We start from the raw sequence: 15,605 nt of genomic DNA on the forward strand, positions 1-15,605 counted from the left end.
CCACGGCACGGACAGCGCCCGAACCTAGCCAAACCCACACGGGTAGCTAATTTGGGACGGGGCTTTTTTAGCTACCCTTTGACTGACGGCGAACGAGTCGGGGTCGGAATACATCTCAACCGATGTATGGGGGTAGCTAAAAGAGCCCCGTCCCAAATTAGCTACCCCTGAGCTGCAGTGGAATCGGGAGGGATTCCACCGCACGTTATCTGAGGGTTAGAGGTTGTAGGTGACCACCTGGGGCTCGGCGAGCTCGACTAAGACAGCTGGGGCCGTCTGCTCCACGCGGACGAACTTGACGGTCACCGTCTTAAAGCCCACCTTATGCAGAACATCCGAATAGACGCGCGCCTGCAGGGCGTGCTTCTCGAGCAGCTGGTCGGGTGTCTCATCCGGCGTGCCACCCGTCTTGTAATCGATGACCAGTGCGCGTGACGGATCGGCCGGGTCGGTCGCCAGCGCATCGATGGCGCCCTCGGCATATGCACCGTAGCGGGCAATGTCCTTGTCCTCGCAGCCCAGCGAGAAGAACGGCACTTCGGCACGGACGCACGGCCAGGCAAGAAGCTCGGCACGGACCGACGACCTGAGCCAGCGATTCAGGGCAACGTCAAAACGCTCGCGCTGCTCCGGCGTCAGGCACCACAGGCGCGTCAGCGCATCGGCACGCTCAGCGGGCAGCGCATCGGCACCCATCTCGATGAGCCACTGGCAGGCGGCATGGAACGCCGAGCCCAGCGCCATGGGGTTGCCGGCGGGCTCGACAGCAGCCACGTCTGCATCGGCCATCTCCGAGCCATCCGACTCGGCATCGTCGCCTGCCTCGTCCATGGGAACACGCGCCTCGGCGGCACGGTCTTCCGTCTCGGCATGGAGCACCGCGGCGATCGACGAATAGCTGTACGAATCACGCGCCGGGAACGGACACGTGCCCATGCGCACGCCCGCCGCCTGGGGATATACGAGTTCAAACGAATCGGGCTTGGGGTCGGCAGGACCGGGCACGGTTGAGTGCGCAGCATTATCGGCGACATCGGTATCGCCACGAACGAGCCTGCCCTCGGCATCCAGCGAAGCGTTGGCCTCAAACGCCTGCTCGCCAAAGGTAAAGTCCGAAAGCGAAATGAGCTCGTAGTCGCCCGGCTGGGAGTTGTCGAATACCAGGCGGTCGGCATCGAGCTGTGGCATGTCCAGAGCGTCGGTCGGCAGAATGCGGCGCAGCACGTCGTAGGTCAGATCGGTCTCGACATCGAAGGTCGGCGCCGTCACCTTGCCACGGCCCACGCCGGCATCCATCGCCAAGATCACCAGCTCGCGCGCACGGGTCATGGCAACGTAGAGCAAACGGGCCCGCTCCTCGAGCGAAAGCTGCAGGTCGTCGTTGCGCAGGCGGGCAAATGCCTCGGCGGGAGAACCCGTCGCACAGACGTCCTCCATGAGCTCCGGCGGTAGCCACAGCGACGTGCCCTTGCCCTTAAACGCATGCTCAAACTGCTTTTTGACGTCATCGCCCTTTACGAACGTACCGTCCGCGAGTTTAACGCCGTCGAAGCGTGCCGGCAGCGCCACGACCTGCGCTCCGCCCTCGACGCGACCCATCTGTGCCGCACCCGAGGACTTACGCACGCCAAAGCACTCAGCGACCGCCACGACCGGATATTCCAGACCCTTGGAGGCATGAACCGTCATGATGCGCACCGCGCCGTCGCCCCCCTCGTTGAGGGCGCCCGGGGCCTCCTTGCCCGCCAGGAAGCGATCGAAGGCAAGCGCAATGGAGCGCGGCGAGTTACCGAACTCGGCCTCCGCCTCGGCCACGGCATCGAGCGCCTTGAGCACGTTGGCGGCGATGGCCTTGCCCTCGGGGCCGCGCTGCGCCAGGCGCACGAACCAGCCGGAAGCATTGACCGCGTCGCGCGCGATGGCGGCGAACGAATCACGCCCCACGCGACGCAGTGCGTAGCGCAGCACCTCGCGGGCACGCGTCACGAGCGGCAAGCCCTGCAAGCCCGGCACATCGGAATCGCTCATGATGCCCGCATCGATGTTGCGGCGCGACGTCTCGCCCGTCTGATCGTCGAGTTTGGTCGCCAGCGCCAGGAACTCCTGGGCGCCGAGTGCAAACATCGGCGAGGCCAGCAGTGGCATAAGACCCTGTGCCGTATCGGCCGGATTGGCGAGGGCGCAAACCAGGGCGCGCACCGTCTGCACCTCGGCAGCTTGGGCAAAGACCGAGCCGCCCGCGATGACGCAGTCGAGCCCCTGGTCACGGAAGGCCTGTGCGTAGACGTCTGCGTTGGTCATGCGGCCCAGCAGCAGCACCATGCCGCCCTGGGGCTGGCCGGCATCGGCAAGCGCGCGGAATCGCTCCGCGATCGCGCGGGCCTTGGCCTGTGTGCGCTCCTGCGTACTGCCGCCGGCAACAAAGAGGGCCTGGCGGCGCGAGGCATCCGCCACCAGCGTGTCCTTGCGGCCGTCGCTCGCCTCAAGATCCAAAAAGCCCTGCATCAGGCCGCCGTCGTCGCCGTCGAAGACACGGGCCACATAGCGCAGCACCTCGTCGTGGCTGCGGAAGTTGCGCACGAGCTTGACGAGCTCGCCGGCGGGGGTGTCGGCCACGGCAGTCGCCGCGGACGCCGTCGATTCCACTTTGCGCTCCTGACGACGGAACACCTCGACCTCGGCGCCGCGGAAGCGATAGATCGACTGCTGCGCATCGCCCACGGTGCACAGCGCGCGCTCCCCCGCGCCGGTCAGGTAACGGATCAGGTCGACCTGCATCTGGTCGGTATCCTGAAACTCGTCGATCATGACCATCTTAAAGCGGCCCTCGTACGCAGCACGAATGGCAGGGTAATCGCGCAGGGCCTCGTAGGCCATGCGCAGCAGGTCGTTATTATCGAGGGCGGACTGGGCAGCCTTCAGTGCGCGATACTCGGCCTCTACAGAGCGGGCCAAGCCCACCAGTGCATCGAGCGCGGGGGCACCGCAGGCAAGCACGATATTGATAAATGCATCGGCGGCCTCGGCCTTGAGCAGCTCGACCTGCTCCTTGGGGAACGCCTTGCTCGCGCGCGGCATGGTGCACGACATCATGAGTCGCGCCGCATCGGCCATAGTCTTGCCGCTCGCCTCGAACGCGTCGATGGCGTCGAGCGCCGTCTGCGCCTTCTCGGTCGCCGCCTTGCTTGCGCCCAGCGCCGCGCGATAGGCATCGGCGAGCGCCGAGGTATCGGCCTGGCCGCGCGCCACGCACACGTCGTCCATACCGCCCGGCAGCTGGCTCGAGAGCTCCAGCAGGTCGCGCACCAGACCCTTGATGGTCGTGCCGGCGCCAAAGGGAACGCCCTCGCCCGCCATGGGATACCAGGCGTAGAGGGCCTTGAGCGATGCCGCGAGCTCGGGGGCGGCATCGGGTGCCGTCGCGCGGGCCAGCACATGCTCAACAGCCTGGTCCATGAGCTCGTCGGTATCGGTGAGCACCGTGAACTCGGGGTCGATGCCCAACTCCAGCGCGTGTGCGCGCAGGATACGCGAGCACATGCCGTGAATGGTCGAGATCCACGCGTCGTCGACGGTCAGCGCTTCCTCGTCCATGCCCTCGTCGATAAGCGCACGGCGCACGCGATCGCGAATCTCGGCCGCGGCATCCTTGGTAAAGGTAATGGCGAGCACCTGGTCCAGATGCTCGACGAACGGACCGGATTCGGGCGAGAGCGCGTAGACGATGCGGCGCGTGAGGGTAAAGGTCTTGCCCGAACCGGCGCCCGCCGAGACAAACAGCGGACGGTCGAGCGTCTTGACGATCTGCAGCTGTTGCGGCATCAAGGTCGAAAGATCCATGGTCTACACGTCCCTCCTTACAAACGTTCCTTCGTGGTTATACGAGCAGCGGGCATGCGCGGCCTGCGTCGACGCCGGGTCGACAGCAGTGACGTTGCCCGCCTCGAGTTCGCGCAAGCGCTCGGCGATGCCGGCCTCCACGCGATCGAGCAGGGCGTCGAAGTCCATGCTGCCACCCTCGCCGGGAAAACCTTTCTTAAGGCCCGGGATGCGACCGTCGCCACGCTCCTCCTCGAGCAGCTCGGCGCTCGCGGCACCGCGCAACGCGGGCTTGCCGCCCTTGGTCGAAAAATAGAGCGCCGCACGGGTATCCAAATCCAGCGCCCGGCGCATGGCCTGGGCGTAGATGAGCGTTTGGGTATGTGGCGGCAACCAGCGCGGATCGTCGATGGGCGCCGTGCCCGATTCCTCGTCGCGCACCGTGGGGTCGGCGAGCTTAAACTCCTCAACGCCCGTGCGATGTTTGTAGTCAATCACCACAGCGCGATTCTCGGCATCCACATCCACGCGGTCAATGCGCCCGCCGAGCGGCCAGCCGGCATACTCGACCTGGAGCTCGTTGAACGCAAACTCCAGGTAGCGCGGAGCGAAGGGGGCAAGCGCCTCGGACTCGTAGGCAAGCACGCCCTCCAGCTGCGGCAAGATCTCGGCCACCTGACGCTCCTCCACCGGTGAGAGCGGCACCAGCGGGCCCTCGTTGCCACGTTTGCCGGCGTGCTCGGCCAAGGTCTCGGCAAAGACCTCGTGCAGCAGCTCCTGCGCACGCGGCAGGTTTTCGGGCGTCACACGCTCCATGCCCTCTTGGGGCAAACGGGCATGCAGATGTTCCAGCACGTCGTGGACAAAGTTGCCCTTCTCCATGTTGCCAAAACCCGCGTCGATAGACTGGGGCTTAACGCGATACGAGACAAACCAGCACAGCGGGCAGGTGGAATAGGCCTCGATCTGCGAGGCAGACGTCAGACGCGGTACAAGCGGCGCGTCCTCGCCCTCGCCGTCCCGATGGCGCAAGACCAGATATGGCACGGCCGCCTCGCTCAAATGCTGAGGAGCCTCGCATGCCACGCGCTCGCGCTTGAGGCCCTTGCCGGCTGCAGGGTCAAAATCACCTACGATATCGCCCTCGCCCACGCATGTCACCTGAGCGGCACCGGTGGCCTCGGCATGCGCCCGCAACTCGGTCCACACGGCAGCCGGATAGCACTCGCGCGCCTGGCGATCGTGCGTCACGCGCGCAAGCGCAACCGGGCCACGTGCCGCCTCCATCGCGTGGCCAAAGCGCACGCGCAACAAGGCCGCAGGCTCAAGCGTCACGCCCTCGCGACCAAGGCTCGCAGCCAACGTGGCCAGCGGTCCTTCCTCGTGTGAGAGCGGATAGCTGTCCAGATCGACATCGGCAAACAGCACGGCATCGTAGCTGCCGGGGCGCAGAGCCGCCGCATCGGCAAGCGAGGCAAAGCGAACCTGGGCACGTGGCGCACGGTCAACCTCGTAGGTATCGTAATCGTAGGCGGTGCTACGCTTGTCCACCTTGGTGCGAATGCCATCGAGCACGGGCACGGTCGCGGCCTGTGACACGTCGAGCGCGCGGGCGCCATTCATAAGGATGTCAATGGCGTGGCGCAGCAGGACCGCCTCCGCTTGGCGACGAGCTTGGCCATCCAAGCTGCCCAGCGAGCGATCGGGCAACGCCTCGGCAACGGCAAGCATGGCCTTGAGCGCCGTCACGGGCTTGTCGCGCCACAGTGCCTGGAACACGTCCGAGACCACACACGGTACGTTCTTAAACCAGTTTTCGTCGCTCGCCGCCTTGCGTGCGCCCCTCACCTGGCCTTGCACGCTCTGCAGCAGGCTCTTAACGCCCGCGGTAGTCTTGCTACGCGAGAGACGCATATTCTTATCGAAGATACGGGCATTGGCGGCATCAGTGCCCGAAAGCGGACTGTAGATCCAGTCGGTAAGCTCCGGCGCGGGCCACCACTCGGTCTTTGACGCCACACCCTCATCGGCCGCCTTCATGCGCTCGATCAAGCTGGCAAGCGCCGCAAGCTGCCTGCCCGCAATGGATTGGGAAAACGCCGTGAATTCAGTTGTCTCGGCAGCGATATGACGAGCCGCCAGACGAGAGGCAAGCTCACCGAACAGCTGGGGTGCCCGGGCAGAAACAACGAGCACGCGTACGGGGTCGGCGGAGAGGCCGGCGGTATCGTCGGCCCCGAAACCCTGGCGCGCTTTTACCAGATCGTCAATTGCGTCCGCATAAGCATGAGCACGGGCGTGGGGGCCCGCGACCTCAATAAAGGCAGGCTGAGCGGTGGTTCCACAAGCGGCATCAGACGCGACGGCGTCCTCCCCCAGCGGCGCGACCTCAAACAGCACACCGCTGGCATCAAATGCCGCGGCAAGTTCCTCGCGCATCGCCGCCTGCTCGCGAGCAAGCAGCACGACGACCTCTCCCCCACTGTTCGCCACAGCAGACAGCAGCTCGAGCAGACCGTGCGTAAACGACGTGACGCCGCGTACACAGACGGCACGGGCGCACACCGGCAGATTATCGGCCAGAGCGCTGGCCATAATGTCAGCCGCCTCGCAGGGCTCGACCATATCTCGACGGTCCAGACCGCCCGCGTAGGCACGCAAAAGCTCGAACACACGAGCCTCGGCATCGCTTTTTGGCCCAGGCCGGCAATTGTTGCCACGGCATCGCTCGGCAGCTGTCCCCGCCACACCTGGCAGCACATCGCGGGCCATGCGCGCAAGCATGCGCACCGTGCCCTGGCTGCGCGAAAGCGGCTGCAGGTCGACATCATCGAGACGCGTGACCATGTCCGAAAACAGCATCTGGCGCTGCAGGTTGTCGACGAAACCGCGCCCGTCGCCCAAAAGCTCCCAAAGCGAGCGAAGCCACGACGCGGGCGTCTTGTAATCGATGCCCAGCGAAACGCCGGCTTCCGCCGCATCATGACGGCACAGGTCGAGCTCGGCAAACGTTGGCGCCAGCAGCACGGCACGCCCGTGGCGGGCAATAAGGTCGGCAAGCAGCGCCGACTCGGCATCGCTCAAATCCGTGCCGGCATTAGTGGTATAGATTCGAACAGGCATGGCCCTCCACTCAAACTGTTCGCAATAATCAATGCATCCATCCTACCCGCCCAAGCGGACACATTGCCACCGCAGCTTCATCTTTTGGCGCTTTGGAGACAAGTCGCTTTGCACCACGTTGGTGCCAAGGGGGCGGACTCGTCCGTTGGTGCAAGCGAACCTGGCCCCTTTGCACCAATTATTCGGCATATAAAAACCGCCCCCGGAGGAGCGGTTTTTCACAATTCGTTTTGCCGCGGCCTATTCGCCATCCTCCAGCTTAATGAGGATCTTGCGGTAGCCACCGTACTCGCCGTTGAGCGCCTTGGATACACGGCTCACCGTGGTGGACGAAGCGCCGGTACGGACCTGAACCTCGACATAGGGCTCGCCCTCGTCCAGGTAGCGCGCGACCTGCAGACGCTGCGATAGATCGCAAATCTCGCGCGGCGTGCAGATATCGGTCAAAAACGCTTGAATATCTTTCTCGTCGTCCAAAAGACTAAATGCGTGGACTAGCTGCTTGACATCAGGCTTGTCAAACATGTTCTCGATATTCATCGATCACCGCCAAACCCGCCAAAAGGCATCGAAGTTGATACTGGCACCGGACATCGTTCGCCCATTCAATGCAATAGGGCAACGCATGTAGCTTTTGCCCGTAGCAGTTTAGCACACCACCAAACTAAAGTGACAAGACTCTCTGTCAGCGGCGCGTTTTTTAGGACGAACGCCGTTTTGAAACCGAATGCGCATGCAAGCTCCACGAATATCTGAGACAATGGGCGCCCAACGCAGAGGCGCACGCCAAGGCAACCATCCGATTCGCCGCGGCAAACGAGCTTACGCGCCACCAACACGTCACGCGCACCGGAAAGGAACCCACCATGCGCTTCTTGCTCAACTGGCTTTTGACCTCAATCGCTATCGCGATCGCCACGTTCCTCGTCCCCGGCATTCAGCCCTTCGGCATGGCCGACGCCTGGGTCTGCTTTGCCTTTGTGGGACTGTTCCTCAACGTCGTCGACTCGCTCGTCAAGCCGCTCCTGACGGTCATCTCGCTGCCGCTCACCATTATCACGCTGGGTATTTTTCAGCTTGTAGTCAACAGCTTTATGCTCGAGCTTGCCAGCTACCTATCGGTAAATCTGCTGGGAGCGGGCATCTCCATTGCCAGCTTTGGGTCGGCCTTTATGGGTAGCATTTTGGTGTCCATCACTCGAAGCATCTTCGACAGCATCGCCAGGAACTAAAGCAACCGGATACGGACCGCCACAACACGCCAAAACGAAGGCCGTCCATCGCAACGATGGACGGCCTTCGCCTTTGTCAAGCCTCAGAGGACAAAAGAATCTACCATTTCTACCCCGTCCCCAAATGGCTGGTGGGGCTAGATGACGTAGTCGTAGCCCCCGTTGGGGGCGACGAGCGCATCGAGCGTCACACCGTCGAGGTAGTCGTTGATGAGCTTGTCCAGGTTCTTCCACACGTCGAGCGTGGGGCACTCGTCAGATCGCGAGCAGCCCTTGCAGTCGCCATCCAGGCAGGCGACCGGCGCCAGGCTGCCCTCGGTCAGGCGCAAGATCTCTCCCACCGTGTACTGCTCGGGCGGGCGCGTGAGCACGTAGCCGCCGCCCTTGCCGCGCATGCCCGAAAGCATGTTGGCGCGCACGAGCGTAGCCAAGATGTTCTCGAGATATTTCTCGGAAATCCCCTGTCGCGCCGCGATCTCTTTGAGCGGGATGCGACCGGCCGCCTGGTGCTCGGCCAGGTCGACCATAACGCGCAGGGCGTACCTGCCCTTAGTAGAAACCAACATATATAGTGCTGCCTTTCGGTCTTTTAATCCGTTGAAATTCTAGCCGAAAAATTGGCTTTGAAAATACCCATTCCAGTCAAGGTGGTTAATCAGCTCGTAATAATCTCCTATTTCCTATTGCATTACTAGGCTTTAGTGTCTACTATGCTTGCCAACAGCTAAACAAACAACCTATAAGGTTTATGGGTTTAGCTACTAGGCCACCGTAAAACCACACGGTATCCAGTCATTTGAACACTTTGGAGGTTCACCATGAGCAAGGTTTATACGTCCATCGATCAGCTTATCGGCCACACCCCGCTTTTGGAGCTCACTCACTTTGAGGCCGATGAGGACCTCAAGGCTCGCGTGCTCGTCAAATTGGAATACTTCAACCCCGCCGGGTCCGTCAAAGACCGCGTCGCCAAGAACATGATTGACGAGGCCGAGAAGGCCGGCAAGCTCGTGCGCGGCGGCGACTATACCATCATCGAGCCCACGAGCGGCAACACCGGCGTCGGCATCGCCTCGGTGGCGGCGGCTCGCGGCTACAAGGTGATCATCACCATGCCCGAAACCATGTCCGTCGAGCGCCGCAAGCTTATGCAGGCATACGGCGCACAGCTCGTGCTCACCGACGGCTCCAAGGGCATGAAGGGCGCCATCGCCAGGGCCGAGGAGCTGCAGAAGGAGACCCCCAACAGCATCATCGCCGGCCAGTTCGTGAACCCCGCCAACCCCGCCATCCATAAGGCCACGACCGGCCCCGAGATCTGGGACGACACCGACGGCAAGGTCGACATCTTCGTCGCCGGCGTTGGCACCGGCGGCACCGTGACCGGTGTGGGCGAGTTCCTCAAGGAGCAGAACCCCGAGATTCAGGTTGTCGCCGTCGAGCCCGCCACCTCCCCGGTACTCTCCAAGGGCCAGGCCGGTCCGCACAAGATTCAGGGCATCGGTGCCGGCTTTGTGCCCGACGTCCTCGACACCCAGGTCTATGACGAGATCATCCCCGTCGAGAACGACGACGCCTTTGCCACCGGCCGCGCCGTGGGCCACAAGGAGGGCGTGCTCGTGGGCATTTCGTCCGGTGCCGCCGTGTGGGCCGCGCTGCAGCTAGCCAAGCGCCCCGAGAACGAGGGCAAGACCATCGTGGCACTGCTCGCCGATACCGGTGAGCGCTACCTGTCCACGGCACTGTTCCAGGACTAGAGCCTTTTTTCCCATAGGTTGAGCTCAGGGACGAACCTGCCTCCTCTCTCTCCCGGCGGTCTGAGCCCATCCCGTCAGGGTGTCCCACGAGACGTCCGAACTTGCTACAATGTCTGCGGCGCGGAACCAGCCTCCCGCGCCGCTTTTCTTTTTTGGCCACATGCCACCAAGGAGAACCTCCCCATGCACAACAAGCGCGTGCTCGTCGCCATGAGCGGCGGCGTCGATTCCAGCGTGACTGCCTATCTGCTCAAGTGCCAAGGCTACGAATGCGTCGGTGCCACCATGCGCCTCACCTGCCCTGCGCCCGATCCCGTCACGGGCATGAGCAAGGTCGACCGTGACATCGCCGATGCAAAGGCCGTCGCCGATCGCCTGGGGATACCTCACCATGTGCTCGACCTACAGCAGGCCTTCGACCGCAACGTTATCGAGCGCTTCGTGACCGCCTATCAGAAGGGGCTGACGCCCAACCCGTGCATCATCTGCAACCGCCATATTAAGTTTGGCGCGCTGCTCGACGCGGCGCTCGATATGGGCTGCGACTACATTGCCACGGGTCACTACGCCAAAACGAGCCAAGCGCCCGATGGCACCTGGCAGCTGCACCGCGGCGAAGACTCCAAGAAGGACCAGAGTTACTTTTTGTATTCGCTCACGCAAGAGCGCCTGGCACGCACAATCTTTCCGCTGGCAGGGTTGGACAAAGAGCGCAACGTGCGCCGCATTGCCGCCGAGCAGGGCTTCATCAACGCCAAGAAGGCCGAGAGCGAGGATATCTGTTTTATCGCGGACGGCGACTACGCGGGCTATATCGAGCGCCGCTGTGGGCATGCCGCCGAGCCGGGCGATATTGTATGGCGCGACGGCAGCGTGGTCGGACGCCACAACGGCGCACTGCGCTATACCGTCGGCCAGCGCAAGGGCCTGGGCGTCGCGATGGCGCGCCCCGTGTATGTAACGGGCGTCGATGCCGCCAATAACATTGTGCATCTGGGCGAGGCTGAGGACCTGACGGCGACGGCACTCACGGCCAACGACTGGATCTGGAGCGCCCCTGCCGACCGCATGGAGGCAGAGCTCACGTCCGGCGACATTCGCGTGGGCACCAAGTACCGCTACCGTCAAAAGGACCAGGCAGCGACCCTTACACGTGGCGCCGACGGACAGATGCTTCTGACCTTTGACGAGCCGCAGCGAGCCATCGCCCCCGGCCAGGCCGTCGTTATCTATCGCGGCGACGTCGTCCTGGGCGGCGGCACGGTAACTGCCGCCATCAAGTAGCCGCAGGATTATCGCCGCACGTGTCGAAGCACTTCAACAGCAGCATTCACCTCGATAACGCGACGCTCGAGGCCGCGGCAAATGGACTCGAGCCGGCCCTCCGCTGTGGCCCATTCGCTCTGCGAAAGAATCTCGATCGCCTCATCAACAAATCCGTTGAGCCGCGATGAATCGAACCAATCGAGTGAGTCCGCAAGCGCCAGCTGGACGGAAGGGTCGGGCCCAAACGGCTTAGCAGAAAACCCAAACTCCCCAGCTGCGAGCACGGCAGTTGGTACGTTGTACCACAGGCAGTTGCCGCTATCGAACAGCGGAGCAGGCCTTATCTCCAGGGTGTCGACATTGCGGATGATGCCGAAGTTTCGCCAATGGCGATCGCTGTTGGCCAAAAGGGCATCGCAGACAATCATCTGCGACATAGACCTTCTCACGGCAGCCTCGTCTGCTCCATGCTTACCAAGGAAGCGGCAGTACCGGTCGTATGTCGAGTTTCCCCGCTGGCTACCAAGTGCGCCCTTAACGTAAACAGCCGGAACGTATTCCTCGCGGCCGTCAAGAAAGTCGTCGCACAGACACACAGGGCCATCGAACATCCGCTCAACCGTATAAGGAACAAACTCGCCCTCCGACAACAAGCGACGATGTAGAGCCGTTGCAACCGCCTCGTTAAAGGGACGCTGATCGTCCATGCCGCACCCCTTGACCAGAACGCGAACAGCATTGCGAATCATCCACGATTTAGGGAGCTCGCCCTCGGATGTGTTGTCGGGATTTTTAAGACCGATGCCCTCCAGCCAACCCGAACGTCCCTCGGGCGCCGATCGCTCAAAATCATTCTCGAAGTAATTGAGGTTTCGCCATTTGAGCCCGTCGCATTCTGCCGGCCGCAGCCAATAGCAATCCGAAAGCGAGAGGCCCAGGCACCGAACCGGGACCTCGATGCCACTGGCAATTCCCAGTTCACGATAGCGCGAGACGAGTCCGGGGCGAACATCGGGCACCGACCGATGGCTCCACCACACGTTGAGCTCCCGCTTATTCACCGTAGGAGAAGAGCTCGAGCACGTGCCAAACGGCATTCGTTGTGCATCGAGGACCTCCGCGATTTCGAAGGGAAATTCGCGCGACGGATCAAATGAGAGATGCGCGACCTCATGGTCGGCCGACATCAGCGTAAACTTGCGCCCCACATCGGCCGCAGGACGGCGTCCACGTTTGCGGACCTTTTGATAAGCGACCGCGGAATTGTACTCGACCATCTTCCGTCCGCCCACAATATCGCACGCGAGCGTTCCCGATGCGGCAAGTTGAGATATGCGGGCTTTCGTAACGCCCAGCAGGCGGGCAGCATCACCCATAGACAAGTACTCAGACGTATCCATACACCACATCACCTCGTTAAGTAATTTACACGTTTAGTTAATAGATTACATACATCATAATACTAAACGACCTAAAGCGAAAAAAGCCCGAGAAATCGGGCTTTAGCGATTGGTCAGCCGAGTCGCAAGCTGCTCCCCTAGCGCTGAACGTAGGCGCGAACCAGCTCGTAGGTATTACGCACGCCGTCGATGTGGCTGCGCTCGTAGTTGTGGCTCGCGTACACGCCAGGGCCGATCAGGCCGTGACGGATGTCGTAGCCGGCAGAAAGCGTGGCCTCGACGTCAGAGCCGTAGTGCGGGTACACGTCGATGGCGTAATCGAGCTCCAGCTCGCGCGCGATATTGGACAGCGTGGTCACCAGATCGTAGTTGTACGGACCGCCCGAATCCTTGGCGCAAATCGACACCATGCGCTCGGTGCAGCCCAGGTCGTCGCCCACGCAGCCCATGTCCACGCTGATCATCTCGCGCGTGTCGGCCGGCACGAAAGCGCCACCGTGGCCGACCTCCTCGTACACCGTAAAGAGCAGTGAAACCTTGCGCGAAAGCGTCACCTCGCCAGCGGCGACGGCACGCGCCAAGCCCAGCAAAATGGAGGCCGACAGCTTGTCGTCCAAGAAGCGGCTCTTAATATAGCCGCTCTCCGTCACCGTGGTGCGCGGATCCATAGCGATGATGTCGCCCGTCTGAATGCCCAGCTCAAGCACGTCATCCTTGCTGTCGACATTCTCATCGAGCAGGATTTCCATGTTCTTCTCGATGGCCTTGACCGGCTCGTCGGCCACGTGCGCCGAAGGCTCGGTATTGAGGACCACACCCGTGTACACATTGCCACCGCGCGTGTAGACGGTGCAGTTCTCGCCATCGGCCGTAGACCACTGATGCCCGCCGAGCGTCGTGGGACGCAGGCGACCATTGTCCTTAATGGAGCGCACCATGGCGCCCAGGGTATCGACATGGCTCGCCAACACAAGCGGCTCGCCCTCGCCGCCAAGCTCAACCAGCACGTTGCCCTTATTGGAACGCTCGGGGCCAAAGCCCATATCGCGCAACGTTTCCATTAGATAATCAGTCGCCGCACGGGTATAGCCCGTAGGCGAAGCAATAGAAGTCAGCGTCTTAAGCTGTCCCGCGATATAGGAGAGCGTCTCCTCTAGAGAAGCATCAATATTAGAAGCCATATGCGTCCTTCCAAGTAAAACTAAGACCGAGTCCCGATTTTAACCGTTCTGCACGGTCAATGCCCTAGGAGCCGAGCCGCCTCCCGACGTCCCCGCACCGGTTTTGTGCACGCGCACGTCTTACAATCCCAATCTTGCATAAATCCTATCGGTATCTGCATAGAAATGAGGAATCTTTTTGCTTCGTCTCAGGGTACCCCACCTTGGGCCGTGCAAAAAACGGAGTATTCAGCACCGTGGGCCCCAACGACCCCATCGCGAACGACAAAACGACGCGGTTACAGCAGTGTTGCAGGTCGTCGCAAAGCAGAAACTCAGTAACAACCCCCTCCACTCATCGATAGCCCGCCCACAATGGCTGTCGATGGGCGCCTGTGGGCCACTACGGACCCTTCAAAACGTTATGCATTTTTAAGAGCTTGCTGAATACTCCCAAAAATGCACGCTGGGAAGTGCACCACCTATCCGCAGCGGGCAGCATGCTTTAGTTTTACCCGTCCCAAGACATCGACGCAGCACAAAAAGCCCCGCCGTGCGTAGCGCGGCGGGGCCAGCGGCAAGTCAAAAGACCATACGCCTACGGGCGAAGGACCACCAAACTGGGCTAGGCAGCCGGGCAGATCTTCTTGAAGAGCTCGATGACGTCGTCGAGCGTCGCCTCGCGCGGGTTGCCCGGGAAGCAGGCATCGGCCATGGCGTCCTTGGCCAGGACCTCGATCTCGTCAGCCTTCATGGCCTCGCAGACGTGCGGGATGTTCACGTCAGCGGAGAGCTGCTTAACGGCGGCGATAGCGGCGTCGGCAGCCTCATCGGTGCTCATGCCCGTGGTGTCAACGCCCATGGCGACGGCGACCTTGGCCAGGCGCTCGGCGCAAACCGGCTTGTTGAACTCCATGGCAATCGGCAGCAGCATGGCGCAAGCGACGCCGTGCGGGGTGTCGTAGTGAGCGGACAGGGTGTGAGCCATGGCGTGATCGATGCCCAGGCCAACGTTAGAGAAGCCCATGCCGGCGACATACTGACCAAGAGCCATGCCCTCGCGGCCGGAGCCAGGCTGGCCGGACTTGGCCTCGGCAACGGAGTCGCGCAGGTTCTCGCTGATCAGCTTGATGGCCTCAAAGTGGAACATGTCGGAGAGCTCCCAAGCGCCCTTGGTGGTGTAGCCCTCGATGGCGTGGGTCAGAGCGTCCATGCCGGTGGAAGCGGTCAGGCCGGCGGGCATGGAAGCCATCATGTCGGGGTCGACGACGGCGACCTCGGGGGCGTCGTTGGTGTCGACGCACACGAACTTGCGGACCTTCTCGGGGTCGGTGATGACGTAGTTGATGGTCACCTCAGCAGCGGTACCGGCGGTCGTCGGCACGGCGATGGTGAACACGGCGTGGTTCTTAGTGGGAGCAACGCCCTCGAGGCTGCGGACATCGGCGAACTCGGGGTTGTTGATGATGATGCCGATGGCCTTGGCAGTGTCCATAGAGGAGCCGCCACCGACGGTCACGATAGCATCAGCCTCGGCGGCCTTGAAGGCCTCGACGCCGTCCTTGACGTTCTGGATAGTGGGGTTGGGCTTGATCTCGGAGTAGAGGCTCCAAGCGATGCCGGCGGCATCGAGCTCGTCGGTCACCTTAGCGGTAACGCCAAACTTGACCAGATCGGGGTCGGAGCAGACGAAAATCTTCTTGTAGCCGCGACGCTGGAGCTCGCCGGGGATCTCCTTGATGGCGCCGGAACCATGATAAGAAATAGTGTTGAGAACGAAACGATTAGCCATTGATAGCCTCCCATCGTGTGCGGGGCACCCATTACGCCCCACGCTATAAGTCCCAT

Annotated in this window: 10 protein-coding genes; 3 read left to right on the plus strand and 7 right to left on the minus strand. The window is 62.2% G+C overall.

Translation table 11 applies throughout. From position 1 onward, the window contains the following. Window positions 1-216 precede the first annotated feature (216 nt). The 3 genes from ACQRAQ_RS00145 to ACQRAQ_RS00155 form a co-directional block, all read right to left on the minus strand. The gene (locus ACQRAQ_RS00145) at window positions 217-3,840 is read right to left on the minus strand and encodes a UvrD-helicase domain-containing protein (protein ID WP_427793326.1); all 3,624 of its coding nucleotides are present in this window, start codon (window positions 3,838-3,840) and stop codon (window positions 217-219) included. A 3-nt stretch (window positions 3,841-3,843) separates the two neighbouring features. After that, complete coding sequence (locus ACQRAQ_RS00150) at window positions 3,844-6,942, minus strand: PD-(D/E)XK nuclease family protein (RefSeq protein ID WP_427793328.1); 3,099 nt, start codon at window positions 6,940-6,942, stop codon at window positions 3,844-3,846. Between the two features lie 240 nt (window positions 6,943-7,182). After that, window positions 7,183-7,482: a YerC/YecD family TrpR-related protein gene (locus tag ACQRAQ_RS00155; protein ID WP_154515917.1), complete on the minus strand. Its 300-nt coding sequence runs from the start codon at window positions 7,480-7,482 to the stop codon at window positions 7,183-7,185. Window positions 7,483-7,808: 326 nt separating this feature from the next. Here ACQRAQ_RS00155 and ACQRAQ_RS00160 point away from each other — a divergent pair, with 326 nt between their 5' ends. Then, the gene (locus tag ACQRAQ_RS00160) at window positions 7,809-8,174 is read left to right on the plus strand and encodes a phage holin family protein (protein ID WP_427717799.1); all 366 of its coding nucleotides are present in this window, start codon (window positions 7,809-7,811) and stop codon (window positions 8,172-8,174) included. A gap of 137 nt (window positions 8,175-8,311) precedes the next feature. On the opposite strand, the gene ACQRAQ_RS00165 is transcribed toward ACQRAQ_RS00160, so the two are convergent. Then, window positions 8,312-8,740, minus strand: coding sequence for an RrF2 family transcriptional regulator (locus ACQRAQ_RS00165; RefSeq protein WP_154515923.1), 429 nt, complete (start codon window positions 8,738-8,740; stop codon window positions 8,312-8,314). A 252-nt stretch (window positions 8,741-8,992) separates the two neighbouring features. On the opposite strand from ACQRAQ_RS00165, the gene cysK reads away from it, so the two are divergent. Together cysK and mnmA are read left to right on the plus strand one after the other, a co-directional pair. Beyond that, window positions 8,993-9,931, plus strand: coding sequence for a cysteine synthase A (cysK, locus tag ACQRAQ_RS00170; RefSeq protein ID WP_154515926.1), 939 nt, complete (start codon window positions 8,993-8,995; stop codon window positions 9,929-9,931). 18 nt (window positions 9,932-9,949) lie between these two features. Next, window positions 9,950-11,215, plus strand: coding sequence for a tRNA 2-thiouridine(34) synthase MnmA (gene mnmA / locus ACQRAQ_RS00175; RefSeq protein ID WP_427793330.1), 1,266 nt, complete (start codon window positions 9,950-9,952; stop codon window positions 11,213-11,215). An 8-nt stretch (window positions 11,216-11,223) separates the two neighbouring features. Here mnmA and ACQRAQ_RS00180 read toward each other — a convergent pair whose 3' ends face one another. The 3 genes from ACQRAQ_RS00180 to fucO all read right to left on the minus strand — a co-directional run bounded on the left by ACQRAQ_RS00180 (window position 11,224) and on the right by fucO (window position 15,549). Next, the gene (locus ACQRAQ_RS00180) at window positions 11,224-12,597 is read right to left on the minus strand and encodes a hypothetical protein (protein WP_427793332.1); all 1,374 of its coding nucleotides are present in this window, start codon (window positions 12,595-12,597) and stop codon (window positions 11,224-11,226) included. Between the two features lie 137 nt (window positions 12,598-12,734). Continuing rightward, window positions 12,735-13,778: a M42 family metallopeptidase gene (locus ACQRAQ_RS00185; protein ID WP_427793333.1), complete on the minus strand. Its 1,044-nt coding sequence runs from the start codon at window positions 13,776-13,778 to the stop codon at window positions 12,735-12,737. Between the two features lie 604 nt (window positions 13,779-14,382). Further along, the gene (gene fucO / locus ACQRAQ_RS00190) at window positions 14,383-15,549 is read right to left on the minus strand and encodes a lactaldehyde reductase (RefSeq protein WP_154515935.1); all 1,167 of its coding nucleotides are present in this window, start codon (window positions 15,547-15,549) and stop codon (window positions 14,383-14,385) included. Window positions 15,550-15,605 lie beyond the last annotated feature (56 nt).

The sequence above is a fragment of the Collinsella sp. SGI.178 genome, from assembly GCF_050313495.1.
GTDB lineage: Bacteria > Actinomycetota > Coriobacteriia > Coriobacteriales > Coriobacteriaceae > Collinsella.